A 25158-nucleotide genomic window follows, 5' to 3' on the forward strand; every position below is an offset into this window, starting at 1 on the left:
TGTGTGCAGGGATGACCCGTGCCATTGGTCGTATGCGGCTGAATACGACACGGGGTACCATCACGCACTTCTTTGCCTTCTGGAATCGCCCCGTATGCGTCCCGGTGCAACCTCGCGCGACCGCTGGATATGGATGACTGCTGCCGCATTGCTGGCCGCAACCATCGCACTGGAACTTGTCGTGCCTCTGGGTTATGCGGTGTGGCTGGCCTACTTCCTGGCCGTTGGCGTGACGGTGTTCCAGCGGAGTGCACGCGCACCGTTCGTGGTCGCGGTGCTGGCCTGCGCGCTGCTGATGGTGGGCTATCACATCGCCCCGGCAAGCACGAATTCGGCATTCTCGCTGGTGAATCGCACCATCGGCGGTGCGGCCTTCCTGATGATCGCGCTGATCGTGTCCCGCGCCATCCAGGCGCGCCGGCAGGCCATGCGCGCCCTGTGGCTGCAGGAGGCGGAGAACGCCGTGGCCATGAGCCTGCGGGGAGACCTGGGGCCGGAGCAGATCGCCGAGGCGGCGGCGACCAGCCTGGCCTCGCAGCTGCAGGCCGATGTCGGCGCCGTGTACCGGCTTGAGGGCGGCCGTCTGCAACTGACGGGCGGACTGGCGTTGCCGGCCGGCATGCCGACGTCGCTGGCGCTGCAGGAGGGGCTGGCCGGACAGGTCGCGCGCGACCTGCGCACCCGCCACCTGCAGGGCGATGAGGCCTCGGTACTTGAACTCCAGAGCAGCCTGGGGCGGGTTCCGGTGCGTGAGCGGATCCTTGCACCGATCACCAGTGACGGTGCCGTGGTCGGCATCGTCGAGCTGGGTCGATCCAGCGTCGGCGAACAGCGTGATCTGGACCGCGAACTGCTGGAGCGCTGTGGCGACACCATCGGCATGGCCCTGCGGGCGTCGCTGCTGCGCGCGCAGCTGGTCGTGCTGCTGGAGGAGTCGCAGCGCCAGGGAGAGGAGCTGCAGGCCCAGCAGGAAGAACTGCGCGTGGCCAACGAGGAGCTGGAAGAGCAGAGCCGCAGCCTGCTGCAGTCGCAGACCCATCTGGAACAGCAGCAGGCCGAACTGGAGCAGAGCAACGTACAGCTTGAGGAGCGCACGCACGAGCTGGAGGCGCAGAAGCAGGCCCTACTGGTTGCGCAGAGCCAGCTGGTGCGCAACAGCAACGAGCTGGCGGCGACGTCGCGCTACAAGTCCGAGTTCCTGGCCAACATGTCGCACGAGCTGCGTACGCCGCTGAACAGCTCGTTGATCCTGGCCAAGCTGCTGGCCGACAACAAGGACGGTACGCTCACCGAAGAGCAGGTGAAGTACGCACGGGCAATCCTGTCGTCGAACAACGATCTGCTGGCGCTGATCAATGACATTCTCGACCTGTCGCGCATCGAAGCCGGGCATGTCGAACTGAGCGATGAAGTGGTCGCGGTCGACAGCGCGCTGCAGCGGCTGCGCGAGACCTTCGATCCGATCGCGCGGCAGAAGGGGCTTGCCCTGGAGATCAGCGCCGATGCGCTGGCGCCGGGTCAGCTGGTGGTGGACAGCCAGCGCCTGCAGCAGATTCTGAAGAACCTTCTGGCCAATGCACTGAAGTTCACCGAGCACGGCAAGGTCAGCCTGCACGTGCGTCCCGGCGGCAGTGGCCGCATCCGCTTCGAGGTCTGTGATACGGGCATCGGCATCGCACGCGAGCAGTTGCCGGTGATCTTCGAGGCTTTCCGCCAGGCTGATGGCAGCACCCGCCGGCGCTATGGCGGCACCGGGTTGGGCCTGTCGATCTCGCGCGACCTGGCTGCCCGCATGGGCGGCGAAATCCAGGTGGACAGTGAACCGGGGCGTGGCAGCTGCTTCGTGCTGGAGCTTCCGCTGCAGGGCGCCCCCGTGTCCGCGCCGGAGCCGGGAGCGGAGCCCGCGCGCGTGGCCACTCCGGCAGCGCGTCCGGTGGTTGCACAGATGGCGCCGACTGCGCCTGCGCCCCCGCCCGCAGCTGCCACACACGTTCCAGATGATCGTGGCCGGCGGCAGCGCATGGGACGCCTGATCCTGGCGGTGGAGGACGACGTGGCATTCGCCGAAGCGCTGGTGGTGCTGGCGCATGAACTGGACTTCGACTGCGTGGTTGCCGGCACGGCAGAGGAAGCGCTGGCGCTGGCTGCCGAACTACGGCCGAACGGCATCCTGCTCGACATCGGCCTGCCCGACGTGTCAGGTCTGAGCGTGCTGGAGCGTCTGAAGCGCAACCCGGACACGCGGCACATCCCCGTGCACGTGGTCTCGGCGATGGACCGCAGCCAAGTGGCCCGTGAGCTGGGCGCGATCGGCTATGCGATCAAGCCGACCACGCGCGAGCGGCTGGCGGCGGCCATCGAGCAGCTCGAGCAGACCAGCCAACGCGATGTCAGGCGCCTGCTGATCGTCGAGGATGACAGCGAGCTGAGGCGCAACCTGGAGCTGCTGCTGGGGCGTGATCAACTGCAGATCGTCGCCGTCGGCACACTGGCCGCAGCGCTGGAGCAGCTCAGCAGTGTCACGTTCGACTGCATGGTGATGGATCTTTCCCTGCCGGACGGCAGCGGTTACGACCTGCTTGAACACATGGCCGGCAATGATGACGTCGGCTTCCCGCCGGTGATCGTCTACACCGGACGTGCGCTCAGCCGCGAGGAAGAACAACGGCTGCGTCGTTATTCCAAGAGCATCATCATCAAGGGTGCGCGCTCTCCCGAGCGCCTGCTGGACGAGGTCACCCTGTTCCTGCACAGCGTGGAGGCGAGCCTGCCCACCGATCAGCAGCGCCTGCTGCGCGAGGCGCGCCGGCGCGACACCATCCTTGATGGGCGCACCGTACTGCTGGCCGAGGATGATGTGCGCAACATCTTCGCGCTGTCGAGCGTGCTCGAGCCGCTGGGTGTCAACCTGGAGATCGCGCGCAACGGCCAGGAGGCGGTCGATCGGCTGGCGCAGCGCGAGGTGGACCTGGTGCTGATGGACATCATGATGCCGGAGAAGGATGGTCTGACGGCGATGCGCGAGATCCGGGCGCAGCGCCACCTGCAGGACCTCCCGATCATCGCGTTGACCGCGAAAGCCATGCCCGATGACCGCGAGCGTTGCCTGCAGGCCGGCGCCAACGACTACATCGCCAAGCCGATCGATGTCGACAAGCTGGTCTCGCTGTGCCGGGTGTGGTGCTCGCGTCAATGAACGAGCAGGCCTTGTTCGACCTGGAGCTGAAGGTGCTGCTGGAGGCGATCTATCAGCGCTACCACTACGACTTCCGCAGCTACGCGGTGTCGTCGCTGCGACGGCGCATGCGTCAGGCCATGCAGCGCTACGAGTGCGAGAAGCTGTCGGACCTGCAGCATCGCCTGCTCCACGAGCCGGAGCTTTTCACTCAGGCGATGCAGTTCTTCACCGTGCAGGTCTCGGAAATGTTCCGGGACCCGGCATATTTCCGCACCCTGCGCGAGCAGGTGGTGCCGGTGCTGCGCACCTATCCTTCGGTGAAGCTGTGGGTGGCGGGCTGCAGCACGGGCGAGGAAGTGTGGTCGTTGGCGGTGCTGCTGCACGAAGAAGGGCTGCTGGAGCGCAGCATCGTCTATGCCACCGATATCAATCCCGGGGCCCTGGTGACCGCCGAGGCCGGCGCCTACCCGATCGATCGCCTGGCGCAGTTCAGCCGCAATTATCTGGCGGCGGGGGGCAGGGCGTCGTTGTCGGACTACTATTCGACGGCGTATGACGGGGCCGTGTTCGACCGTCACCTGCGACGCAACATCATGTTCGCCGACCACAGCCTGGCGACGGACACGGTGTTCTCCGAGGTGCACCTGGTGTCGTGCCGGAATGTGCTGATCTATTTCAACCGGGACCTGCAGGACCGGGCCGTGGGGTTGTTCCGGGAAGCGCTCGTGCATCGTGGCTTCCTCGGCCTGGGCAGCAAGGAGTCGCTGCAGTTCGGTTGCCATCACGACGCGTTCGACGTGTGTTCGCGCGAACATCGGCTGTACCGGAAGGTCGCCTGATGAATGACGCCGGTCTGCCGGAGGTGATAGTGGTCGGTGCATCCGCTGGCGGGGTCGCTGCCCTGCAGGCCATCGTGCAGGCGCTGCCGGCGGGCCTGTCGGTGCCGGTGCTGGTGGTTCTGCATGTGCCCCGTGACCGCAACAGCCGCATCGTCGAGGTGCTGGCGCCGCATTGCGCGGTGCCGGTGCGCGAGGCGGAGGACAAGCAGCCGATAGAGCGCGGTACGGTGACGTTTGCGCCGCCGGACTATCACCTGCTGGTGGAAGACCGGTCCTCGGTTGCCCTGTCGATCGATCCCCCTGTGCTGTATTCGCGTCCGGCCATCGACCCCCTGTTTGAATCGGCCGCGGCGGTGTTTGGTCCGCGCGTGCTGGCACTGCTGCTGACCGGCGCCAGCAGTGATGGCTCCGAGGGCGTGGCGGCAGTGCGCGAGGCGGGAGGTCGCGCCTGGCTGCAATGCCCCGAAGAGGCCGAAGCTTCGATGATGCCGGCCTCGGCCCTGCAGCATGCCGGCGCCGATGCGGTGCTGCCCCTTGAACTGATGTGTCGCCGCTTGAAGGAGTTGTTTTCATGAACCTGTTGCCACCGGACCCTGCGCAGTCCCAGGCCCCGGTCAACCTGTTGATCGTCGATGACGTTGCACAGAACCTGGTGGCCATGCAGGCACTGCTGCAGCGCGAGGGGGTCAACCTGCTGCTGGCCAGCTCCGGCGCCCAGGCGCTTGAACTGCTGCTTGAGCACGAGGTGGCGCTGGCGCTGCTGGATGTGCACATGCCAGAGATCGATGGCTTCACACTGGCGGAACTGATGCGGGGCTCGCTGCGCAGCCGCGACGTGCCGATCATCTTTCTCACCGCGTCGCCGGATGATCCGGTGCGCGCGTTCAAGGGATACGAAACCGGCGCGGTGGATTTCCTGCACAAGCCGGTGGCGCCGCAGGTGATCCTCGGAAAGGTCAATGTGTTCATCCAGCTGTACCAGCAGCGGCAGCTGCTGAAGGTGCGCAACGAAGCCCTGGAGCGCGCGCTGAAGTTGAACGAGACCATGGCCGCGGTGCTTACCCACGACCTGCGGACGCCGCTGTCCGCCATCCTGCTCTGCGCGGACAAGCTCAGCCTGGAACTGCCTGCGGGCAATTCCGCTGCGCAGCAGACATTGCAGCACCTGGAAGCAAGCACGCTGCGCATGGCACGGATGGTCGAGCAGCTGCTGGACTTCTCGCGCATCCGCAGCGGCGGCCTGCGATTGCAGACCACGACCTGCGACCTCGACGCCCTGGCCCGCGCGGTCATTGCGGAGGCGGGCAGTGCCCACGGACTCGAGCGGATCCGCTTCCAGGCGCAGGGCGATACCGTCCTGCAGGGCGACATGGACCGGTTGGGGCAGGTCGCATCGAACCTGATCGGCAACGCACTGACGCATGCCGGCGAAGCACATGTCCAACTGGACGGGCGTGACCCGCAGCGGGTGGTGTTCCGGGTCAGCAATGCCGGCCACATCGACGCGGCGCTGCTGCCGCGGCTGTTCGAGCCCTTCAAGGCCAGCTTCCACCAGAGCAAGGGCCTCGGCCTGGGGCTGTACATCGTCGATCAGTTCGTGCGCGCTCACGGCGGTCGATTGACCGCGCGCAACGATGCGGGGCAGGTTGTGCTGGAGGCGGCACTGCCGCGGCGGTGCGGTGGACCGGACATGGCCTGAACCTGAATTCTTCAGCAAGCGGGGCGCAGCCTTATGACGGGCTCATCCGCAACTGCTACCGTGGCTGCATATCTTGCCAGGGAAGCGCTATGCCATTGCGAGCCATCGCCTACGTCAGCCAGGCGCTGCCGGATCTTTCCGCAGATCGCCTGAAGGCGCTGGTGGACGACGCCGCCCGTTTCAACAAGCTGGCTGGCGTGACCGGGGTGCTGCTGCATGATGGCGGGCGCTTCCTGCAGTACATCGAAGGGCCGCCGGATGGCATTGATTCGGTTTATGAGCGCATCCTGCAGGCCGGCAGCCATGTCGACATCGTCGAGCTGGCGCGCAGCAGGCTTGGCCAGCGCCAGTTTCCCTATTGGGCGATGCGTGTCCTGCAGGTGGAGGCGTCCATGCTGCATGGACTCACGGTGGGCGACTGGGCCGGATTCAGCCGTGCGCTGCAGGGCGACCGCGCGGCGCCGACGGCGGTGGACCTGCTCGCCGACATCGTGCAGCCGGCGCTCCACGCCGGCTGAGTCGCGGCAGGGGTGCCGGGCTTCACCGCTGTCTCACCCTGCATGCGCTGAGATTGGATCTCCAGGGCATGGAAGGGGGCAACATGGTACGGATGAAGCACACAGGGGCCGCGCTGCTGGTGGCGGCCCTGGCAGGCGCTGCAATGCCTGCCTTGGCCTGCACACGTGCGGTCTATCTGGGTGACAACGGCGATGTGATCACGGCGCGGTCGATGGACTGGAAGGTCGATGTGGCGACCAACCTGTACGTGTTGCCGCGCGGAATTGCACGGACCGGCGAGGCCGGGCCGAAGTCGTTGGCATGGACTGCACGGTACGGCAGCGTGGTGGCCACCGGCTACGACGTGTCGACCACCGATGGCATGAACGAGAAGGGGCTGGTCGCCAATCTGCTTTGGCTGGTGGAATCGGAGTATCCGCAGCAGCGCGGCAGCAAGCCCGGCCTGGCCATTTCATTGTGGGCGCAGTACGTGCTGGATAATTTCGCGACGGTTGCAGAGGCCGTGGCGGCGCTGCAGCGTGAGCCGTACTCCATCGTCACCGACAAGGTGCCCGGCGAGGACCGGCAGGCGACCCTGCATCTCTCTCTGTCCGATGCCAGCGGCGACAGCGCGATCGTGGAATACATCGGTGGCCGTCAGGTCATCCATCATGATCGCCGCTACCAGGTGATGACGAATTCGCCCATCTTCGAGCATCAGCTTGCGCTCAACAGCTACTGGCAGCAGATCGGCGGCACGGTGATGCTGCCGGGCACCAACCGATCGGCCGACCGTTTTGCACGCGCGTCGTTCTACATCAATGCGATTCCCAAGGCGGAAGACCCCGTGGTGGCACTGGCCAGTGTGTTCAGTGTGATCCGCAATGTCTCGGTGCCGTACGGAATCACCACGCCGGGCGAGCCCAACATCTCGTCCACGCGCTGGCGCACCGTGGCCGACCACAAGCGACGCCTGTACTTCTTCGAGTCCGCGATGACGCCGAATACGTTCTGGGTGGACCTCAACAGGATCGACTTCGGTGGCAAGGTGCTCAAGCTGGACCTGGGCAAGGACCAGCGCAACACCTTCTCCGGCGATGCGCTGGAGCATTTCGTTCCCAGCGCACCGTTCACCTTCCTCGGTGTCGGGAGCTAGTTCGACGCCTGGGTCGCGGCCGGGTAGACCGCCTGGATCTGGCAGCTGCCGCGGGTGTACAGCGGCAGCGGCCCCAGGCCGCGCTCGTCGCCGGGCTCGAACTCGGCACTGAGGATGCGATCACCGGGATTGCCGCAGATCAGGCCGTTCTGCAGCCCGGACTGGAAGCTGACCTGAGGCGCGCGGTCCAGCTGGCGGCAACTGCCGCCCAGTTCGACGCGGTAGTAGCGGTGGCCGCCATTGCGGCGTGGATTGGTCTCCACCAGCAGCCCCTGCTGATCGGAGGACCAGGCACGGACGTTGCGGGTTGCAAAACAGTAGGCGGGCGATCCGCCGAAGCTGCGGCGCTGCTCGCGCCGCTCGCTGATGGTCACCGCAGGCAGGGTCGCGGTGCTCAGGCGGTCACTGTCACGGGCGACAGTGGCGTAGTCGCGGTTCTGCACTGGACTGACCGCGCTGACCGCGCAGCTGTGCCCGTCCACGACAACGCGTTCGCTGGGGCGGCCGCAGGCCCAGCCTGCCGGCGCTTCCAGCTTCAGGGAGGTGGCCGCACGCACGTTCGGGCAGTCTTCGCTGAAGTCGATCCGGTAGGCCTGGCCGGAAGCGGCACGGACGGCGATCGAGCGCGGCGAGGCCTGCTCCACCTCCTGCACGCCCACGGCGTCGAGGCAGTGCGGTGCCGGCGCCCGGCGTTCCTGCCCGCTGGCGGTGACGGAAAGGGACAGGCCGATGCTCGCGGCCAGAGCCAGGGAAACCTGTCGATATGCCATGACCTGCACTCCTTGCTGGATAGACGGCCCGACTATAGCAGTCAATTGCACCGCCGGTGTCAGGCGCGCAGACTTGCCGAATGGGCGCCATTTTCCACCTCCGGCACTATGGCCAGGCCACCGGCCTGGATCGCCACGACTACGCGCAATGGGTGCTGCCACTGCAGGGCGAGCTGCAGTTCGAGCTGGAAGGGCGGGGCGGCCGGCTGGACCTTCTGCAGGGCGCATTCGTGGCCGCCGGCGAGGCGCATGACCAGATGGCGGAGGGTCCGAACGGTTTCGTGATCGTTGATTGCGGTCCGGATGTTCTGGACGACGACACGCAGGAGCACCTGTGCAGGCAGCGGTGGCTGCATCTGCCGCTGGCCCTGCGCCAGGGGCTGGCCGAGGTGCGGCAGGGGCAGCCGCTGCCGTTGCTGCTGCCTGCCTTGCTGAGGGTGTTTGCACCGGCAGGCAGTGGCGCGCGCATGCAGGGGCTGTGCACGGCGGTACAGGCCGACCCGGGGCAGCCCTGGCCGGTCGCGCGCATGGCGGCATTCGTCGGCGTCAGCGAAAGCCGGCTGCATGCGTTGTTCCAGCGCGAATTCGGCTTGAGTCCGCAGGCCTGGGTCGGTGCCTGCCGCCTGCGCTGGGCCAAGCACCAGCTGCGGACCAGTGCGCTGCCGATCAGCGAGATTGCGCTGGCCGCGGGGTATTCCGAACAGAGCGCATTGACCCGAGCGCTGCGCCGGGAGAGCGGCGTAACCCCTGCGGCCTGGCGGCGGGGCAGCCTCTGATCCATGGCGCTGCGGGAACGCCGCCGAGTGCGTCCGGCGCTGCCGGGACGGCAATAGCCTGGGTCAAGAGAGGTCGTCCGGTGGGCGGCTACACTGCGCGGCCTCTTCTCCCCCGAAGAATCCGCAATGCGCAACAATCCGATGGTCCTGGGCATCGCCAATGGCGTAGCCGCGGGCGCGCTGTGGGGCGTGGTGTTCCTGGCGCCTGCCGTGCTGCACACGTTCAACGCCCTGCAGCTGTCTGCCGGCCGTTATCTGGTCTATGGCCTCATCGCCGTGATCCTGCTGCTGCCGCGCTGGAGGCGGCTGGCGCCGCGGCTGGGGCGCGCGGAATGGTACGGCCTGCTGTGGCTGAGCCTGGCGGGCAACCTGGTGTACTTCCTGCTGCTGGCCACGGCCGTGCAGTGGGCCGGTGGCGCTGCGGCCTCGCTGATCGTCGGCCTGATTCCGGTCGTGGTGACCCTGGTGGGCGTGCGCGAGCAGGGGGCGGTTCCCCTGAAGCAGCTGTTGCCGGCTCTGGCGCTGTGCGTGCTTGGCGTGACCCTGGTGGGGTGGGAGGCGCTGATGTCCGAACACCTGGCGACGCCCTGGCGGCAGCGCCTGATCGGCCTGCTGTGTGCCTTCGGTGCACTGTTCTCGTGGGCGTTGTACTCGATCGGCAACAGCCGCTGGCTGGCGCGGCGCCCGGATCTGTCCAGCCATGACTGGTCGTTGCTGACGGGTGTCACCACCGGCGGGTTGTCCCTGCTGCTGGTACCGATGGCCTTCGCCGGGTCCGCCGACAGCCATACGGCCGCACAATGGGGCGCATTCTGGGCCATCAGCGCAGGTGTCGCGGTCGTGGCGTCGATCGTGGGCAACGCATTCTGGAACCGTGCCAGCCGTCTGCTGCCGCTGACCCTGACCGGGCAGATGATCGTGTTCGAAACCCTGTTCGCGCTGCTGTACGCATTTGCCTGGCAGCAGCGCTGGCCAACCGTGCTGGAGGCATTGGCGATCGTGTTCCTGGTGGCGGGAGTGATGCTGTGCGCGCACGCTCACCGCGCGCCACGCGCGATCGCCGAACATGCCGGCTGAATGGCCATCTCAGAGTCGACGATCGCTGCTTTGTCTCAGTTGCAACCAAATGACGGCACGTTGGCAGATGATCGGCGCAGGGAGTTTTTGCGCTGCAGCACTTGACAGCAGCGGGCTGAACAGTGTTTTCTGTCCGTCATGGTCCTTGATGCCGCCACCGTCAGTCTGATTGCACCCGCTATCGCGGGGCGTCCGACTGCACCGGCCGCCATCACCACCATTACCACCACCACCGTCACCACTGCCCTGGTGCGGCCCGTCGTCTTCGTGTAACTCCCGAAAACCACGGCCCCGCACCATCCAGGTGGCGGGGAAACTCGACACCTGCATGCGACGGGGCCTCCTGCCGAGGTCTGCATGTCTTCCCACGTTCTCCCCCCTCCTGTTGCCCCGGCCGAGCTGGCCGCGCCGTCCACGGTCGTGCACAAGTTCGGCGGCACTTCGGTGGCCGACGCCGAGCGCTACCGCCATGTCGGCGGCCTGCTGCGGGCCCGCCCCGAATCGCAGCAGGTCACCGTTGTCTCGGCCATGAAGGGCGTCACCGATGCGTTGATTGAACTGGCCCAGCTGGCGGCGCAGGGAGACGAGGGGTGGCGCGAGGCCTGGCATGCGTTGCGTGCCCGCCATCGTGGGGCCGCGGTGGCCCTGCTCGGCGAACAGGTGGGCGACACCGTGGAGTGGATCGACGCGCGTTTCGAGCAGCTGTCCGAAGTGCTGGCCGCGCTGACCGTAATCGGGGAGCTGCCGCGTGAAGTGCTCGACCGCGTGCAGGGCCTGGGCGAGGTGTTCTCCGCGCAGCTGCTGGGTACGTACCTGCGCGCATGCGGCGAGGACTGCGCCGTCCTTGATGCACGCGACGTGCTCGTGGTCGGCCACGGCGAGCTGGGCGTGGATGTGGACTGGGAAGCCAGCGCCGACCGTCTGGCGAAATGGCGCCTGCAGCATCCGCAGACGCGCGTGGTCGCCACCGGGTTCGTCGCCCGGGACCGCAACGACCGCATCACCACGCTTGGCCGCAACGGCAGTGACTACTCCGGCGCGATCTTCGCCGCGCTGTTCAATGCCGACGAGCTGCACATCTGGACCGATGTCGATGGTGTGCTGTCGGCCGACCCGCGACTGGTGCCGGAGGCGGTGCAGCTGGAGTCGCTGAGCTACGACGAAGCCTGCGAGCTGGCGTACTTCGGCGCGAAAGTGGTGCACCCGCAGACGATGTCGCCGGCGATCCGGCTCGGGCTGCCGATCTTCATCCGCAACACCTTCCAGCCGACCCACCCGGGTACGCGCATCAGCGCCGAGCGCTCGCCGCGCGGACCGGTGAAGGGGCTCACGCTGAGTCCCGACCTGGCCCTGCTGAATCTCGAGGGGACCGGCCTGATCGGCGTGCCTGGCACCGCCGAGCGCGTATTCGCAGCGTTGCGCCAGGCGCAGGTGTCGGTGGTGATGATCTCGCAGGGTTCTTCGGAGCACTCGATCTGCTGCGTGGTGCGGGCTGCCGAAGCGGGCCGTGGCCGCGGGGCGTTGCTGCAGGCCTTTGCCCATGAACTGTCGGTCGGCCAGGTGCAGCGCGTGCAGGTCCACGAAGGGGTCAGCGTGCTGGCGGCGGTGGGCGATGGCATGGCGGGCCAGCCCGGTGTGGCTGCGCGCCTGTTCGAGGCGCTCGGCCGGGCGCAGGTCAATATCCTGGCGATCGCCCAGGGTTCCTCCGAGCGCAACATCTCGGTGGCCGTGGACAGCGCTGACGCGACGCGCGCGCTGCGCGCCGCCCACGCCGGATTCTGGTTGTCGCCGCAGACGTTCGCGGTGGGCGTGATCGGGCCAGGCAACGTCGGTGCCGCGCTGCTGGATCAGTTGCTGGCGGCGCGCCCGCAGCTGTTGGCCAAGGCCAATGTCGATCTGCGCCTGCGTGCACTGGCATCGCGTTCGCGGATGCGGCTGGAGGCCGATGGTCTGCATGCCGACTGGCGGCAGGCGCTGCAGGCGGGCGGTGAGGCCAGCGATCTCGACCGCTTCACCGAGCATCTGCTGGCCGCGCACCTGCCGCATGCGGTGGTGATCGACTGCAGTGGCAGCAGCGAGGTCGCCGAGCGCTATGCCGATTGGCTGGCCGCGGGCATCCATGTGGTCACCCCGAACAAACAGGCAGGCGCCGGCCCGCTGTCGCGCTACCAGCGGATCCGTGCGGCGGCGGCTGCCAGCGGCGCGCGCTTCCGCTATGAGGCGACCGTGGGCGCCGGCCTGCCGGTGATCACCACGCTGCGCGACCTGGTCGATACCGGCGACGAGGTGCTGGCCATCGAAGGCATTTTCTCCGGCACGCTGGCCTGGCTGTTCAACCGCTTCGACGGCAGCCAGCCGTTCTCCTCGCTGGTGGCGCAGGCGCGTTCGATGGGCTACACCGAGCCGGATCCCCGCGATGACCTGTCGGGCGTGGATGTCGCGCGCAAGCTGGTGATCCTGGCGCGCGAGGCCGGCCACGCACTCAGTCTTGAACAGGTGCAGGTGGAAAGCCTGGTGCCGGCGCTGCTTCGCGAAGGCAGCGTCGAGGACTTCATGGCCCGCCTGGGCGAGTCTGATGCATCACTGCAGCAACGCCTGCAGGACGCGCGCGAGCGCGGCGCAGTGCTGCGCTATGTGGCCAGGCTTGACGCGGACGGCGCGTCGGTGGGTCTGCACGAGCTGCCGGCGGCACACGCGTTCGCCAACCTGCGCCTGACCGACAACGTGGTGCAGTTCCGCACCCGCCGCTACTGTGAGAATCCGCTGGTGGTGCAGGGGCCCGGCGCGGGACCGGAGGTCACGGCTGCAGGCGTGTTTGCCGACCTGCTGCGGGTGGCGGCCGGTGAAGGGGCGCGCCTGTGATCGCACGTGCATTCGCACCGGCGTCGGTGGCCAATGTGGCAGTGGGGTTCGACATTCTGGGCCATGCCATCGCCGGTATCGGCGACACGGTCAGCGTGCGCCGCATCGATGAGCCTGTGGTGCGTATCGCGGCGATCCGTGGCAGTGCGGTCGAGCTTCCACTGGAGGCAGCGGGCAACACGGCTGGCGCGGCACTGCTGTCACTGCGCGAGGGCCTGGGCCTGGGCTACGGGTTCGAGCTGGAGATCGACAAGGGCATTCCGTTCGGCTCCGGCATGGGTGGCTCAGCAGCATCCTGCGTCGCGGCACTGGTTGCAGCCAACGCGCTGCTGGATGCGCCGCTGCCACGCGCCGCCCTGTATCCGCACGCGCTCGACGGCGAAGCGGTGGCCAGCGGCGGTCGCCATGGCGACAACGTCGGACCCTTGCTGGCGGGCGGGCTGGCGCTGTGCACCGCCGACAGGGTGGTGTCGGTGCCGGTGCCTGCGTGCTGGCACAGCCTGCTGGTGCATCCGCATGCCGTGCTGGAAACGCGCAGGGCACGGCAGGCGCTGCAGGGCAGTTACGCGCTGCGCGAGTTTGTCGCCCAGAGCGCGAATCTGGCCCTGGTCCTCAGCGGCTGCCATCGCGGCGATGCCACGCTGGTGCGCGCCGGCTTGCGCGATGTGCTGATCGAGCCACGACGTGCCGGCCTGATCGCGGGATTCGAGGCAGCGCGTGACGCCGCGCTGTCGGCGGGCGCAATGGGCGCGGGTATTTCCGGTGCCGGTCCCAGCGTGTTCGCCTGGTTCGAAGATGCGGTGCAGGCGCAGGCTGCCGCAGGGCAGGTTCGGGCGGCATTTGCGGCTGCCGGCTTCGACAGTGACGCCTGGGTCTCGCCGTTGGACGCGGCGGGAGCACGACTGTGCTGACTTCTTTCCTCTCATTGGATACCGATCCCATGCAATTCGTTTCCACCCGCGGCCAGTCGCCGGCCGTAGGCCTGAGTGCCGCCATCGCCGCCGGCCTCGCCCCCGATGGGGGGCTGTATGTGCCCAGCGCCTTGCCTGCGCCGCATCATGTGCAGCAGGGCGAGACCCTCGCCGAAACCGCCGCCGATCTGCTGGCACCCTTCTTCGACGGCGACGCGCTGCAGGAGGCGCTGCCTTCGATCTGCCGTGAGGCGTTCGATTTTCCGGTGCCGTTGCGTCCGCTTGGCGGTGGCGACTACGTCCTCGAGCTGTTCCATGGTCCCACTGCGGCCTTCAAGGACATCGGCGCACGTTTCCTGGCAGGCGCGCTGTCGAGGCTGCAGGCGGGCAAGGGACGCGACCTGACGATCGTCGTTGCCACGTCCGGTGATACCGGTGCCGCCGTGGCGGCGGCCTTCCATCGCCAACCGGGCGTGCGCGTGGTGGTGCTGTATCCGGATGGCCGGGTATCGCCGCGCCAGGCGCACCAGCTCGGCTGCTTCGGCGACAACATCCAGGCGCTGCGCGTGGCGGGTTCGTTCGACGACTGCCAGGCCATGGTCAAGCAGGCGCTGGCCGATCGGGCGTTGCAGGTGGACGTGCCGCTGAGTTCGGCCAACAGCATCAGCCTGGGGCGTCTTCTGCCACAGATGAGCTACTACGCGCATGCGGCACTCGTCCATCATGGGCAGCATCGGCGCCGGCTCAATGTGGTGGTGCCGACCGGCAACCTGGGCAACGCGATGGCTGCGGTGCTCGCACGCACGCTGGGGGTTCCCATCGGCCAGATCGTGCTGGCCACCAATGCCAATGATGTGCTGCCGAAGTACTTCGAGGGCGGCGCGTATCAGCCGCAGCCCAGTGTCGCCACGGTCGCCAATGCGATGGATGTGGGCGCGCCGAGCAACTTCGAGCGCCTGCGCTGGCTGTACGACGGCGACGATGCCGAACTGCGCGCAGCCTTCCGTGCTTTCGCGGTGGATGATGTGACCATCCGCGCCACCATCGCCAGTGCGCACGCCAGCGGGGGCGAGCTGTTCTGCCCGCATACCGCGACGGCAGTGAAGGTGCTGAAGGACCTCCGCGCGGGCGGGGCGAAGGGCGACTGGGCGGTGGTGGCAACCGCGCACCCGGCCAAGTTCGAGGCGGTGGTGGAGCCATTGATCGGCGAAGCAGCGCCGGTGCCTCCGGAGCTGGCGGCGCTGCTGCAGCGTCCCGCGCATGCGGAACCGCTGGCTGCCGACTATGCGGCGCTGCGCGAGGTGCTGCTGCGCTGACGCACAGGTGCCGGGCATGGCGCGGTGTCGTCTGAAGCAAGGGGCAGGGTGGGGCGCCCGGTACCACCGGGCGCAGGTCGCGGCGCGACGCTCAACCCTGGACGTCGCCCGCCAGCTGGCGCAGCCCGTCCTCGTCGAGGATCTCCACGACGTTCAGGTGCGGCAGCGCGATCAGCGCCTGCTGACGCAGCTTGGTGAAGGTGCGGCTGACCGTCTCCATGGTCAGGCCGAGGTGGTCGGCGATGTCGCCGCGCCCCATCGGCAGCGAGACGCGCAGGCCGTCGCCGCCCAGCCGCGCCTCGCGCGCGGCCAGGCGCAGCAGGAAGTCAGCCAGCTTTTCCGCGGGCTGCAGCCGCGCCAGGGCGAGGGCCGCATCCTGCGCAGCGTCCAGCTCCTGGCAGGCGCGTTGCAGCAGCTTGCGCTCCAGGTGCGGATAACGCCCGCGCAGCGCCTTCATCTGCGGCAGCGCGACGCGGCAGACCCGGCTGTCAGCGATCGCCTCGATGTCGTAGCGGTGATGGTCGCTGCCGCTCAGGCCCAGGTAGTCGCCCGGTAGCACGAAGCCATTGATCTGGCGGCGGCCGTCGGCCAGCGTCCGCACCAGGCGCAGTGCGCCGGCGGTCAATGTATAGACATGCTGGCGCTCTTCGCCGGTGCGGGCGAGGGTGCTGCCCATCGTCACCGCCTGCGAGACGGTCACCTGTTCAAGTGCCTGCACTTCATCAGGAGACAGCGCCGAACACACCGCCAGGTGGCGGACCGAGCAGTGCAGGCAGTCCAACGTGGAGCAGGACTGCCCGGCGGTGTCGTTGTTGGCGGACGGGGCGCCGGAAGGCCGGGACATGGTGCGTGGGCGTATCGCGGGCGGGGAGGGCCTTATGATACTTCAAGCGGCTGTTCGACCCTGCGTCAGGCGGCCGCGCGCTCCAGGGCGCTAGAATGTCGCCCCCTCCCACGTCCCGTTCCAGCAGGAGTTGCTCCCGTGATCAAGCCCCGTACCCCGCCCGGCACCCTTGAGCTGCTGCCGCGCGAGCAGATTGCGTTCCAGCGCATGCTGGACGTCATCCGCCGCAACTACGAGCGCTTCGGGTTCCTGCCGGTGGAGACGCCGGTGTTCGAGCTGTCCGATGTGCTGCTGACCAAGTCCGGTGGCGAGACCGAGCGCCAGGTGTACTTCGTGCAGTCCACCGGTGCGCTGGCCAATGCCGCCGAGTCGGGTGACCGCTCGCTTCCGGAAATGGCCTTGCGCTTCGACCTGACCGTGCCGCTGGCGCGCTATGTGGCTGAGCATGAGCACGAACTGACGTTCCCGTTCCGGCGCTACCAGATGCAGCGGGTGTACCGTGGTGAGCGTGCCCAGCGCGGCCGTTTCCGCGAGTTCTACCAGTGCGACATCGACGTGATCGGCAAGGACAGCCTGAGCGTGCGGTACGACGCCGAAGTGCTGGCGGTGATCCATGCGGTGTTCTCGGAGCTGCGCATCGGAGACTTCAGCATCCAGTTGAACAACCGCAAGCTGATGCGTGGCTTCTTCGAAAGCCTGGGCGTGGCCGAGGGCGAGCGCCAGCTGGCGGTGCTGCGTGAAGTGGACAAGCTGGACAAGCGGGGCGCCGACTACGTGCGCGAGACGCTGGTGGGCGACGGGTTCGGCATTCCGGCCGGACAGGTCGAGAAGATCCTGGCATTCGTGGCCGTGCGTTCGCAGGGGCATGCCGATGCGCTGGCCCAGCTTTCGGCGCTGGAGGACGCTGCGGGGTCCTCGGAAACGCTGCGTGCCGGCGTGGCAGAGCTGCGCGAAGTGCTGCAGCTGGTGCAGGCGCTGGGTGTGCCGGAGAGTGCCTACTGCCTCAACTTCTCCATCGCCCGTGGCCTGGATTACTACACCGGCACCGTCTATGAGACCACGCTGACCGACCACCCGCAGATCGGTTCGATCTGCTCCGGCGGCCGCTATGAAGACCTGGCCAGCCACTACAGCAAGTCGAAGCTGCCCGGCGTCGGCATTTCGATCGGCCTGTCGCGCCTGTTCTGGCAGCTGCGTGAGGCGGGCCTGATCGACGGAATCGAGGCCAGCAGCGTGCAGGCGCTGGTGGCGCTGATGGACGAGCAGGGCATGGCGCAGTCACTGGATATCGCCCGCCGCCTGCGGGCCGGTGGCATCAACACCGAAGTGCAGATGGAGCCGAAGAAGATCGGCAAGCAGTTCCAGTACGCGGCCAAGGCGGGCATCCGCTTCGTGGCGCTCGCCGGCGAGGACGAACTGGCGCGCGGGGTGGTGGCGGTGAAGGATCTGCTCCGCGAGCAGCAGTTCGAGGTATCCCGCGAGGAGCTGGCCAGCACCCTGCAGGTGGAACTGGAACAGTCGAAGGTGATGGTGTGAACTGACATTGCCGTGCCGCCGCTCTCCCGGTGGGGCGGCGCTGACCTGGATGACGCCCGCCTCTGGCGGGCGTTTTTCGTTTCCGGAACCTGAATGCTCGGGTGGAGGCGATGGGGTGGTTTGACGCACTGCGCAAGAATGCGCTAATGTACTAGCGCGCTATTACATTGATGCAAGAGATCCGCCCCGTGAAAGCCCGCCCCGACATCGCCGCCAAAGACCCCCAGGCCGATCTGGAAGCCCTGGCCCAGGCGTTCGCGGCCCTGCATGAGCCGGAGCAGGTCATGGCTTTCCTGCGTGACCTGTGTACTCCGGCCGAGCTGGAGGCCATGGCCGACCGCTGGAAAGTGGTGCCGCTGCTGCAGCAGGGGGTGCCATACCGCGAGATCCACGAGCGCACCGGGGTCAGCGTGACCACCACCGGACGGGTGGCGCGCTCGCTCGAGCATGGCCATCGAGGCTATGCCGCTGCCATCGACCGTCTGGCCTCGCGCTGATCCGCGCCCCGTACCGAACTTCGAGACCTTCCCATGAGTGCAACCCAGGCAGCCCCGGCACGAGACCGGCTGCGTATCGCCATCCAGAAGAGCGGGCGGCTTGCCGAGCCCGCCCGCAACCTGCTCAGTGCCTGCGGCCTGAGCTGGCGCGAAAGCCGCGACAAGCTGTTCTGCTACGGAGAATCGTTGCCGGTGGACCTGCTGCTGGTGCGCGACGACGACATTCCTGGCCTGATTGCCGACGGTGTCTGCGACCTGGGCATCGTCGGTCGCAACGAACTGGACGAGCAGGCCGCCGCGCGTCGCCAGATCGGCCTGCCGGATGCCTATCAGGCCCTGCGGGGGCTGGGTTTCGGCCAGTGCCGGCTGATGCTGGCGGTGCCGGAGGACTGGCAATGGCAGGGGCCGGCACAGCTGGCCGGCATGCGGATCGCCACCAGCTATCCCGCCATCCTCAAGGCATGGCTGGTTGAGCAGGGCGTGGACGCGCAGGTGGTGGAGCTGTCCGGTTCGGTTGAGATCGCCCCACGGCTGGGCACGGCCGACCTGATCTGCGATCTGGTGTCGAGCGGTGCCACCCTGCGTGCCAACCAGCTTGTGCCGGTGCTCAACCTGCTGGACAGCGAGGCGGTGCTGGCCGGTGCGGTGCGCGTGCCCGATGACGCTCGAGCGGGCCTGCGCGCCATGCTGCTGCGCCGTCTCGATGGCGTGGTACAGAAGCAGGACCGCAAGCTGCTGATGTTCCGCGCCAGCGAAGACCGTGTTGATGCCCTGGCCCAGCTGCTGGCCGATGCCGGGCCGCTGGAGCGCCTGCCGGCTGACGGCGGCACGCTGCGGCTGCAGACCATGTGCCCCGGACCACTGAGCTGGCAGCGCATGGAAGAGCTTGAGCGTGCGGGCGCGCAGGGCCTGATGGTGTTGAGCGTGGAGCGGTCGCTGGCATGAATCGTCTGATCTGGTCGCAACTTGATGAGGCTGCGCGCAGCGCGGCACTGACCCGCCCGGTGCAGGCCGTGGCCCAGCAGACGCGCGATGCGGTCGCGACCCTGATCGCGCAGGTGCGCGCGCAGGGCGACGAGGCGCTGCGTGTGATCACCGCACGCTTTGACGGTGTGCAACTGCCGTCTTTTGAAGTGTCTGACGCCGAATTCGCGACTGCCGAAGCGGCGGTGCCAGGCGATCTGCGCCAGGCCATGGTGGAAGCGGCCGGGCGCATCGCGCGCTTCCACAGCGCAGGCATGGGCCAGGGCTATGCGGTGGAGACCGCGCCGGGCGTGGTCTGTGAACGCATGCTGCGGCCGATCGGCCGGGTCGGCCTGTATGTGCCGGCCGGCAGCGCACCGTTGCCGTCCACGGCGTTGATGCTGGGCGTGCCGGCGCAGTTGGCCGGGTGCCCGCAGGTGGTGCTGTGCACACCACCGCGCGCCGACGGCAGCGCCGATCCGGCGGTGCTGGTGGCTGCCCGGCTGACCGGCGTGCAACGCGTTTTCAAGCTGGGCGGCGCGCAGGCGATCGCTGCGATGGCCTATGGCACCGCCAGCGTTCCGGCCTGCGACAAACTGTTCGGGCCCGGCAACAGCTTCGTCACCGAAGCCAAGCAGCAGGTCGCGCAGAACGGTGCAGCGGCGATCGACATGCCTGCAGGGCCGTCGGAAGTTCTGGTGATTGCCGATGCCGGTGCCAATCCGGCGTTTGTGGCTGCCGATCTGCTGTCGCAGGCCGAACACGGCCCCGATTCGCAGGTGCTGCTGCTGACCGATGATGCCGCGATGCTGGCCGCGGTCGAGGCCGAAGTGGAACGCCAGGTCGCGCTGCTGCCGCGGCAGGATATCGCCCGCCAGGCGCTTTCGGCGTCGCGCCTGATCCTGGTCGACACGCTGGCCGATGCCTTCGCGATCAGCAACCGCTACGCCCCTGAGCACCTGATCCTGGCCCTGCGCGAACCACGCGGCTGGCTTGATCGGGTGCAGGCCGCAGGCTCGGTGTTCCTGGGTGATTACACCCCCGAGGCATTGGGCGACTACTGCAGTGGTACCAACCATGTGCTGCCCACCGCAGGCGCCGCACGTGCGTACAGTGGTGTCAGCGTGGCCAGCTTCCAGAACTTCATCAGCGTGCAGAGTGCCAGCGCCGCCGGGTTGGCGGCGATCGGCGGCTGCGCGCGCACCCTTGCCAGCGCCGAAGGGCTGGACGCGCACGAGCGCGCCGTTGCCCTGCGCATGGAGGTGGCTGCATGAATGCCGGGATCGACGAGGTACTGGCGCTGGTGCGCACCGACCTGCAGGCCTTTGCAGGTTACAGCTCGGCGCGCAGTGCGGCAGTGCAGGGCGATGTCTGGCTGAACGCCAACGAATCGGCCTGGGCCAACCCCGCGGACGCCGAGGGCCACAGCCGGCGCTATCCAGAGCCCCAGCCACAGGCGTTGCGCGATGGACTGGCTTCGCTGTACGGCGTGCAGCCGCAACAGGTGCTGGTCGGGCGTGGCAGCGATGAAGCCATCGACTTGCTGGTGCGTGCGCTGTGCGTGCCGGGGCGCGATGGTGTGCTGGTCACGCCGCCGGTGTTCGGTATGTATGCAGTCTGTGCACGGCTGCAGGGCGCGCCTCTGATCGAAGTGCCCCTGGTCGATGCCGCCGACGGCCTGCACGCCGACCTGGATGCGGTGATCGAATCGGCCAGAGCACGCAATGCGAAGCTGGTGTTTCTGTGCGCGCCCTCCAATCCGGCCGGCAGCGATATCGCCCTGGCCGACATCGAGCGTGTGGCCGAAGCCTTGCGCGGTCGGGCGCTTGTCGTGGTCGATGAAGCCTATGTCGAGTACGCGCAGCGTCCTTCGGCGACCTCCCTGCTTGCCACGCACGCCAATGTGGCAGTGCTGCGTACGCTTTCAAAGGCCCATGCGCTGGCGGCCGCACGGATCGGAACGTTGATCGCCGCAGCGGAACTGATCGCGGTGCTGCGTCGCTGCCAGGCACCGTATCCGGTGCCGACGCCGTGCGCGGAACTGGCGGTGCAGGCGCTGCAGCCGGGAGCGCTGGCACGCACACGCGAGCGCGTGGCCACCGTGATCACCGAACGCGAGCGCCTGCGTACTGCGCTGCAGGGCCTGCCTGGCGTACGCCAGGTCCATGCGTCCGCAGGCAACTACCTGCTGGTGCGCTTTGCCGATGCCCAGGGCGCGTTCGATGCGTTGCTGGCGGCCGGCGTGGTGGTGCGCGACCAGCGTGCAGCCCCGCAGCTGGACGATGCGCTGCGGATCAGCATCGGCAGCCCCGAAGAGAATGACCGCGTGCTTGCGGCCCTGTCGGCCCGGAGGGCCGTTGCATGACCCCGATCCTGTTCATCGACCGCGACGGTACCCTCATCGAGGAACCTTCCGACTTCCAGATCGACGCCTACGAGAAGCTGCGCTTCGTGCCGCAGGTGATTCCGGCACTGCTGAAGCTGCGTGATGCCGGCTACCAGTTCGTCATCGTCACCAACCAGGATGGCCTCGGCAGCGAGGGCTATCCGCGCGCCAGCTTCGACGGACCGAACGATCTGATGCTGCAGATCTTCGAAAGCCAGGGCATCGTGTTTCGTGACGTGCTGATCGACTGCAGCTGGCCGCAGGACAATGCCCCGACCCGCAAGCCCGGCATCGGCCTGATGACGGCCTACCTGCAGGACCGCAGCATCGACTGGGCACGCTCGGCGATGGTCGGCGACCGCATCACCGACCTGCAGTTCGCCGACAACCTCAACATCCGTGGCTTCCAGTTGCGCACGGAGCAGTTCGGCGGTGACTGGGACTGGCCGGGCATCGCCCACGCACTGGCCGATGCGCCGCGCACGGCCGTGGTCCAGCGCAACACGAAGGAAACGAAGATACGCGTCGAGCTGGATCTGGATCGCGCCGGTGACGCCAACATCCGCACCGGGTTGCCGTTCTTCGACCACATGCTGGAACAGATCGGCAAGCACGGTGGTTTTGCGCTGGACATCCGCGCCGAGGGCGACCTGCACATCGACGAGCATCACACCATCGAGGACACCGGGCTGGCGCTGGGCCAGGCGCTGCGCGAAGCCTTGGGTGACAAGCGCGGCATCGGCCGCTACGGGTTCACCCTGCCGATGGACGAGACCCTGGCCAGCGCAGCGCTGGACTTCAGTGGCCGGCCCTATTTCGTCTTCGAGGGCGAGTTCAAGCGTGAGCACGTTGGCGACATGCCGACCGAACTGGTGCCGCATTTCTTCCGCTCGCTGTGCGATGCAGGTGGATTGAATCTCAATCTGCAGGTGCGTGGCGACAATGACCACCACAAGGTGGAGGCCTGTTTCAAGGCGCTGGCCCGCGCGCTGCGCCCGGCACTGGCGCGCCAGGGCACGGCGCTCCCCTCGACCAAGGGGGCTCTGTGAGCGAAGTCGCGCTGATCGATGCCGGCGGCGCCAATCTGGGTTCCGTACGCTATGCGCTGGAACGGCTGGGTGCCAGTGTCCGGCTGGTGCGCGACGCAGAGGGGCTGGCGGGCGCACGGCGGGTGATCCTGCCCGGCGTCGGTGCGGCAGGGCCGGGCATGCAGCGCCTGCACGCGCAGGGACTGGTGGAGCCGTTGCGACGGATCGAGGTGCCGTTGATGGGCATCTGCCTGGGCATGCAGCTGCTGTTCGAGCGCTCGGAAGAAGCCGGCGTGGAAGCGCTCGGCCTGATTCCCGGGGTGGTGCGCAAGCTGGTACCGGCGTGCGGCATCCGCGTGCCGCACATGGGCTGGAACCGCCTGCTGCCACTGCGGTCCTCGCTGCTGCTGCGCGATGTGCCTGATCGTGCAAGCGCCTACTTCGTGCACAGCTATGCGGCGCCGTTGAACAGCCATACGGTGGCCGCCTGCGATCACGGCGGCCTGTTCACTGCCGTGGTGGAGCAGGGGCGCTACTTCGGTGCGCAGTTCCATCCCGAACGCTCCGGCGATACCGGATCGCTGATGTTGCGCAACTTCCTCGAGGGCACCGCTGCATGAGTTTCACCGTCTACCCCGCACTGGATATCCGCGAAGGCCGTGTGGTGCGGCTGCGGCAGGGCGATTACGCGCAGGAAACGCACTACGGCGACGATCCCCTGCCGCGCGCGCAGGCATTCGCCGCGCAGGGCGCGCGTTGGATGCACCTGGTCGATCTGGACGCAGCCCGTGCCGGTGGCTACACGCTGGCCCCGCTGCTGGCAGCGGTTCGCACGCAGACGACGTTGCAGGTGCAGACCGGCGGCGGTGTGCGTGGGCGTGATGATGTGGCGCGCATTCTCGATGCGGGCGCGAGCCGGGTGGTGGTAGGGTCGCTGGCAGTGCGCAGGCCCGATGAAGTGGTCGGCTGGCTGCAGGCGTTCGGTGCCGATCACATCACCATCGCGCTGGATGCACGCCAGGACTCTCAGGGCCAGTGGCAGCTGCCGGTGCATGGCTGGACCGAGAACGCGGGCGTGACCCTGGATGACCTTGCGCTGCGGTATGCACGGGCGGGCATGCGCCACCTGTTGTGTACCGATATCGCCCGCGACGGCATGCTGGCCGGGCCGAACATCGGCCTGTACCAGCACCTGGTGTCGCTGCTGCCGGGCGTGCAGGTGCAGGCCTCCGGTGGCATCCGCGATGTGGCCGACGTGGCCGATGCGCGTGCTGCCGGCTGTGGCGGCGCCATCCTTGGCAAGGCGCTGCTGGAACAGCGCATGGACCTGGCGGAGGCGCTGGCATGCTGAGTCGCCGCATCATTCCCTGCCTGGACGTGCGCGAAGGACGGGTGGTCAAGGGGGTGCGCTTCCGTGACCACGTGGACATGGGGGATATCGCCGAGCTGGCGCAGCGTTACCGCGACCAGGGGGCCGATGAGCTGGTGTTCTACGACATCGGCGCCAGCCCCGAGGCGCGTTCGGTCGATGTGGCCTGGGTCGAGCGCATCGCACGGCTGATCGATATCCCGTTCTGCGTAGCCGGTGGCATCGACAGCGTGGAAACCGCACGGCGGGTGCTGTTTGCCGGTGCCGACAAGATCTCGATCAATTCGCCGGCACTGGGCCGTCCCGCACTGATCGACGAGCTGGCTGCCGAGTTCGGCGTGCAGTGCGTGGTGGTCGGCGTCGACTCGGTGCGCGAGGCCGATGGCGAATGGCGGGTGCGCCGCTTCAGCGGCGACCCGGACAAGACCCGAGCGGTACCCATACGGACGCTGGATTGGATCGTCGAGGCACAGCGCCGCGGCGCAGGCGAGATCGTGCTGAACTGCATGGACAGCGATGGGGTGCGCCGCGGCTACGATGTGGCCCAGCTGCAGCAGGCGCGTGCGTTGTGCCAGGTGCCGCTGATCGCGTCGGGCGGTGCGGGCACGATGGAGCATTTCGCCGAGGCCTTCGACCGCGCCGACGTGGATGGTGCGCTGGCCGCCAGCGTGTTCCACAGCGGCGCCATCGCCATTGCAGACCTGAAGCGCTACCTGCGCGAACAGCAGATCGAGGTACGGGATGTCTATTGAGGTGCGACCGTCGCTGGAGGCCCTGCAGGGGCTGGACTGGAGCAAGGGGGACGGCCTGCTGCCCGCGGTGGTGCAGGACGCCGATACCCTGCAGGTGCTGATGCTGGGTTACGTCAGCGCGGAGTCGCTGGCCGCGACGCTTGCCGTCGGGCACATGACCTTCTACAGCCGCAGCAGGCAGCGCCTGTGGACCAAGGGCGAGCAGTCCGGCAACGTGCTGGCGGTGCAGTCCATCAGCGTGGACTGCGATGCCGATACGCTGCTGGTGCTGGCCCGCCCGGCAGGACCGACCTGCCACACCGGTGCGGAGAGCTGCTTCGACCAGGCGCCGAAGGATTTCCTGGGCGGGCTGGGGCAACTGGTGGCCATGCGTGAAGCACAGCGTCCACCCGGCAGTTACACCACCCGCCTGTTCGAGGACGGCATCCGCCGTATCGCGCAGAAGGTGGGCGAGGAGGGCGTGGAAACCGCTCTGGCCGCAGTCGCACAGGATGACGCGGCGCTGCTGGGCGAGGCTTCGGACCTGCTGTACCACCTGCTGGTGCTGCTGCGCGCACGCGGCCTGTCGCTTGACGACGCGCGCCGGGTGCTGGAAACGCGCCATCGTTGATGGCTGCATGTGGCCTGCGGTCCGCACGCGCTTTCGGCGCCGGCGCCGGCCCGGCTGCATCCGCGCGGCAGACAGCCATGGCTCCGCTCTA

At 67.9% G+C, this 25158-nt stretch carries 24 protein-coding genes; 21 read left to right on the plus strand and 3 right to left on the minus strand.

The window, feature by feature from the left end; translation table 11 throughout:
* The first annotated feature begins 94 nt into the window (after positions 1 to 94).
* From N5J29_RS03800 to N5J29_RS03825, 6 genes are all read left to right on the plus strand, one after another.
* Positions 95 to 3196 carry a response regulator gene (locus tag N5J29_RS03800; RefSeq protein WP_164152317.1) on the plus strand — a complete coding sequence of 1034 codons (3102 nt, stop codon included), beginning with the start codon at positions 95 to 97 and terminating at the stop codon, positions 3194 to 3196.
* On the plus strand, positions 3193 to 4017 hold the full coding sequence (locus tag N5J29_RS03805; protein WP_065175572.1) for a CheR family methyltransferase: 825 nt from the start codon (positions 3193 to 3195) through the stop codon (positions 4015 to 4017). The genes N5J29_RS03800 and N5J29_RS03805 overlap by 4 nt, the downstream gene beginning before the upstream one ends.
* Positions 4017 to 4592, plus strand: a complete 576-nt coding sequence (locus N5J29_RS03810; protein WP_128988641.1) for a chemotaxis protein CheB — start codon at positions 4017 to 4019, stop codon at positions 4590 to 4592. Before N5J29_RS03805 ends, N5J29_RS03810 begins: the two co-directional genes overlap by 1 nt.
* Positions 4589 to 5716, plus strand: coding sequence for a hybrid sensor histidine kinase/response regulator (locus tag N5J29_RS03815; RefSeq protein WP_197623921.1), 1128 nt, complete (start codon positions 4589 to 4591; stop codon positions 5714 to 5716). The genes N5J29_RS03810 and N5J29_RS03815 overlap by 4 nt, the downstream gene beginning before the upstream one ends.
* An 89-nt stretch (positions 5717 to 5805) precedes the next feature.
* Positions 5806 to 6234 (plus strand): BLUF domain-containing protein, encoded by a 429-nt coding sequence (locus N5J29_RS03820; RefSeq protein ID WP_128988643.1) that lies wholly within the window; start codon positions 5806 to 5808, stop codon positions 6232 to 6234.
* 83 nt (positions 6235 to 6317) lie between these two features.
* Complete coding sequence (locus N5J29_RS03825; RefSeq protein WP_053516740.1) at positions 6318 to 7370, plus strand: linear amide C-N hydrolase; 1053 nt, start codon at positions 6318 to 6320, stop codon at positions 7368 to 7370.
* On the opposite strand, the gene N5J29_RS03830 is transcribed toward N5J29_RS03825, so the two are convergent.
* Entirely contained in the window at positions 7367 to 8140 is a 774-nt protein-coding gene (locus tag N5J29_RS03830) for a DUF6491 family protein (RefSeq protein ID WP_053516738.1), read from the minus strand. The two genes, N5J29_RS03825 and N5J29_RS03830, sit on opposite strands and share 4 nt — an antisense overlap.
* A gap of 80 nt (positions 8141 to 8220) precedes the next feature.
* Between N5J29_RS03830 and N5J29_RS03835 the strand changes: the two genes are divergently transcribed.
* Together N5J29_RS03835 and N5J29_RS03840 are read left to right on the plus strand one after the other, a co-directional pair.
* Positions 8221 to 8916 carry an AraC family transcriptional regulator gene (locus N5J29_RS03835; RefSeq protein ID WP_164152313.1) on the plus strand — a complete coding sequence of 232 codons (696 nt, stop codon included), beginning with the start codon at positions 8221 to 8223 and terminating at the stop codon, positions 8914 to 8916.
* Positions 8917 to 9042: 126 nt separating this feature from the next.
* The gene (locus N5J29_RS03840) at positions 9043 to 9993 is read left to right on the plus strand and encodes a DMT family transporter (protein WP_164152311.1); all 951 of its coding nucleotides are present in this window, start codon (positions 9043 to 9045) and stop codon (positions 9991 to 9993) included.
* Between the two features lie 9 nt (positions 9994 to 10002).
* Here the strand turns inward: N5J29_RS03840 and N5J29_RS03845 are convergent, their stop codons facing one another.
* A complete protein-coding gene (locus N5J29_RS03845; RefSeq protein WP_164152309.1) occupies positions 10003 to 10323 on the minus strand; it encodes a hypothetical protein in 321 nt (106 codons plus the stop codon).
* A gap of 27 nt (positions 10324 to 10350) precedes the next feature.
* Here N5J29_RS03845 and thrA point away from each other — a divergent pair, with 27 nt between their 5' ends.
* From thrA to thrC, 3 genes are read left to right on the plus strand one after another with little or no spacing between them, the layout of a single operon-like run.
* Positions 10351 to 12855 (plus strand): bifunctional aspartate kinase/homoserine dehydrogenase I, encoded by a 2505-nt coding sequence (thrA, locus tag N5J29_RS03850; protein WP_164152307.1) that lies wholly within the window; start codon positions 10351 to 10353, stop codon positions 12853 to 12855.
* A complete protein-coding gene (locus N5J29_RS03855; RefSeq protein ID WP_065175578.1) occupies positions 12852 to 13766 on the plus strand; it encodes a homoserine kinase in 915 nt (304 codons plus the stop codon). The genes thrA and N5J29_RS03855 overlap by 4 nt, the downstream gene beginning before the upstream one ends.
* Before the next feature lie 29 nt (positions 13767 to 13795).
* Positions 13796 to 15082, plus strand: coding sequence for a threonine synthase (gene thrC, locus N5J29_RS03860; protein WP_164152305.1), 1287 nt, complete (start codon positions 13796 to 13798; stop codon positions 15080 to 15082).
* 91 nt (positions 15083 to 15173) lie between these two features.
* Here the strand turns inward: thrC and N5J29_RS03865 are convergent, their stop codons facing one another.
* Positions 15174 to 15926 (minus strand): helix-turn-helix domain-containing protein, encoded by a 753-nt coding sequence (locus N5J29_RS03865; protein WP_053516731.1) that lies wholly within the window; start codon positions 15924 to 15926, stop codon positions 15174 to 15176.
* A 138-nt stretch (positions 15927 to 16064) separates the two neighbouring features.
* Here N5J29_RS03865 and hisS point away from each other — a divergent pair, with 138 nt between their 5' ends.
* The 10 genes from hisS (at position 16065) to hisIE (ending at position 25067) form a co-directional block, all read left to right on the plus strand.
* Positions 16065 to 17462 (plus strand): histidine--tRNA ligase, encoded by a 1398-nt coding sequence (hisS, locus tag N5J29_RS03870; protein ID WP_053516730.1) that lies wholly within the window; start codon positions 16065 to 16067, stop codon positions 17460 to 17462.
* Positions 17463 to 17632: 170 nt separating this feature from the next.
* The gene (locus N5J29_RS03875; protein ID WP_080375237.1) at positions 17633 to 17959 is read left to right on the plus strand and encodes a YerC/YecD family TrpR-related protein; all 327 of its coding nucleotides are present in this window, start codon (positions 17633 to 17635) and stop codon (positions 17957 to 17959) included.
* 33 nt (positions 17960 to 17992) lie between these two features.
* Positions 17993 to 18904 (plus strand): ATP phosphoribosyltransferase, encoded by a 912-nt coding sequence (gene hisG, locus N5J29_RS03880; protein WP_164152303.1) that lies wholly within the window; start codon positions 17993 to 17995, stop codon positions 18902 to 18904.
* Positions 18901 to 20196: a histidinol dehydrogenase gene (gene hisD, locus N5J29_RS03885; RefSeq protein WP_065175580.1), complete on the plus strand. Its 1296-nt coding sequence runs from the start codon at positions 18901 to 18903 to the stop codon at positions 20194 to 20196. The genes hisG and hisD overlap by 4 nt, the downstream gene beginning before the upstream one ends.
* Positions 20193 to 21287, plus strand: coding sequence for a histidinol-phosphate transaminase (gene hisC, locus N5J29_RS03890; protein ID WP_111186554.1), 1095 nt, complete (start codon positions 20193 to 20195; stop codon positions 21285 to 21287). The genes hisD and hisC overlap by 4 nt, the downstream gene beginning before the upstream one ends.
* A complete protein-coding gene (gene hisB / locus N5J29_RS03895; protein WP_164152301.1) occupies positions 21284 to 22357 on the plus strand; it encodes a bifunctional histidinol-phosphatase/imidazoleglycerol-phosphate dehydratase HisB in 1074 nt (357 codons plus the stop codon). The genes hisC and hisB overlap by 4 nt, the downstream gene beginning before the upstream one ends.
* On the plus strand, positions 22354 to 22956 hold the full coding sequence (gene hisH, locus N5J29_RS03900) for an imidazole glycerol phosphate synthase subunit HisH (protein ID WP_053516724.1): 603 nt from the start codon (positions 22354 to 22356) through the stop codon (positions 22954 to 22956). Before hisB ends, hisH begins: the two co-directional genes overlap by 4 nt.
* On the plus strand, positions 22953 to 23687 hold the full coding sequence (hisA, locus tag N5J29_RS03905; protein WP_164152299.1) for a 1-(5-phosphoribosyl)-5-[(5-phosphoribosylamino)methylideneamino]imidazole-4-carboxamide isomerase: 735 nt from the start codon (positions 22953 to 22955) through the stop codon (positions 23685 to 23687). The genes hisH and hisA overlap by 4 nt, the downstream gene beginning before the upstream one ends.
* Positions 23681 to 24457 carry an imidazole glycerol phosphate synthase subunit HisF gene (gene hisF, locus N5J29_RS03910; RefSeq protein WP_053516721.1) on the plus strand — a complete coding sequence of 259 codons (777 nt, stop codon included), beginning with the start codon at positions 23681 to 23683 and terminating at the stop codon, positions 24455 to 24457. Before hisA ends, hisF begins: the two co-directional genes overlap by 7 nt.
* Positions 24447 to 25067 (plus strand): bifunctional phosphoribosyl-AMP cyclohydrolase/phosphoribosyl-ATP diphosphatase HisIE, encoded by a 621-nt coding sequence (gene hisIE / locus N5J29_RS03915; RefSeq protein WP_164152297.1) that lies wholly within the window; start codon positions 24447 to 24449, stop codon positions 25065 to 25067. The genes hisF and hisIE overlap by 11 nt, the downstream gene beginning before the upstream one ends.
* Positions 25068 to 25158: the final 91 nt, after the last annotated feature.

The organism is Stenotrophomonas sp. GD03680 (assembly GCF_029844625.1).
GTDB classification, from domain to species: Bacteria; Pseudomonadota; Gammaproteobacteria; order Xanthomonadales; family Xanthomonadaceae; genus Stenotrophomonas; species Stenotrophomonas maltophilia_P.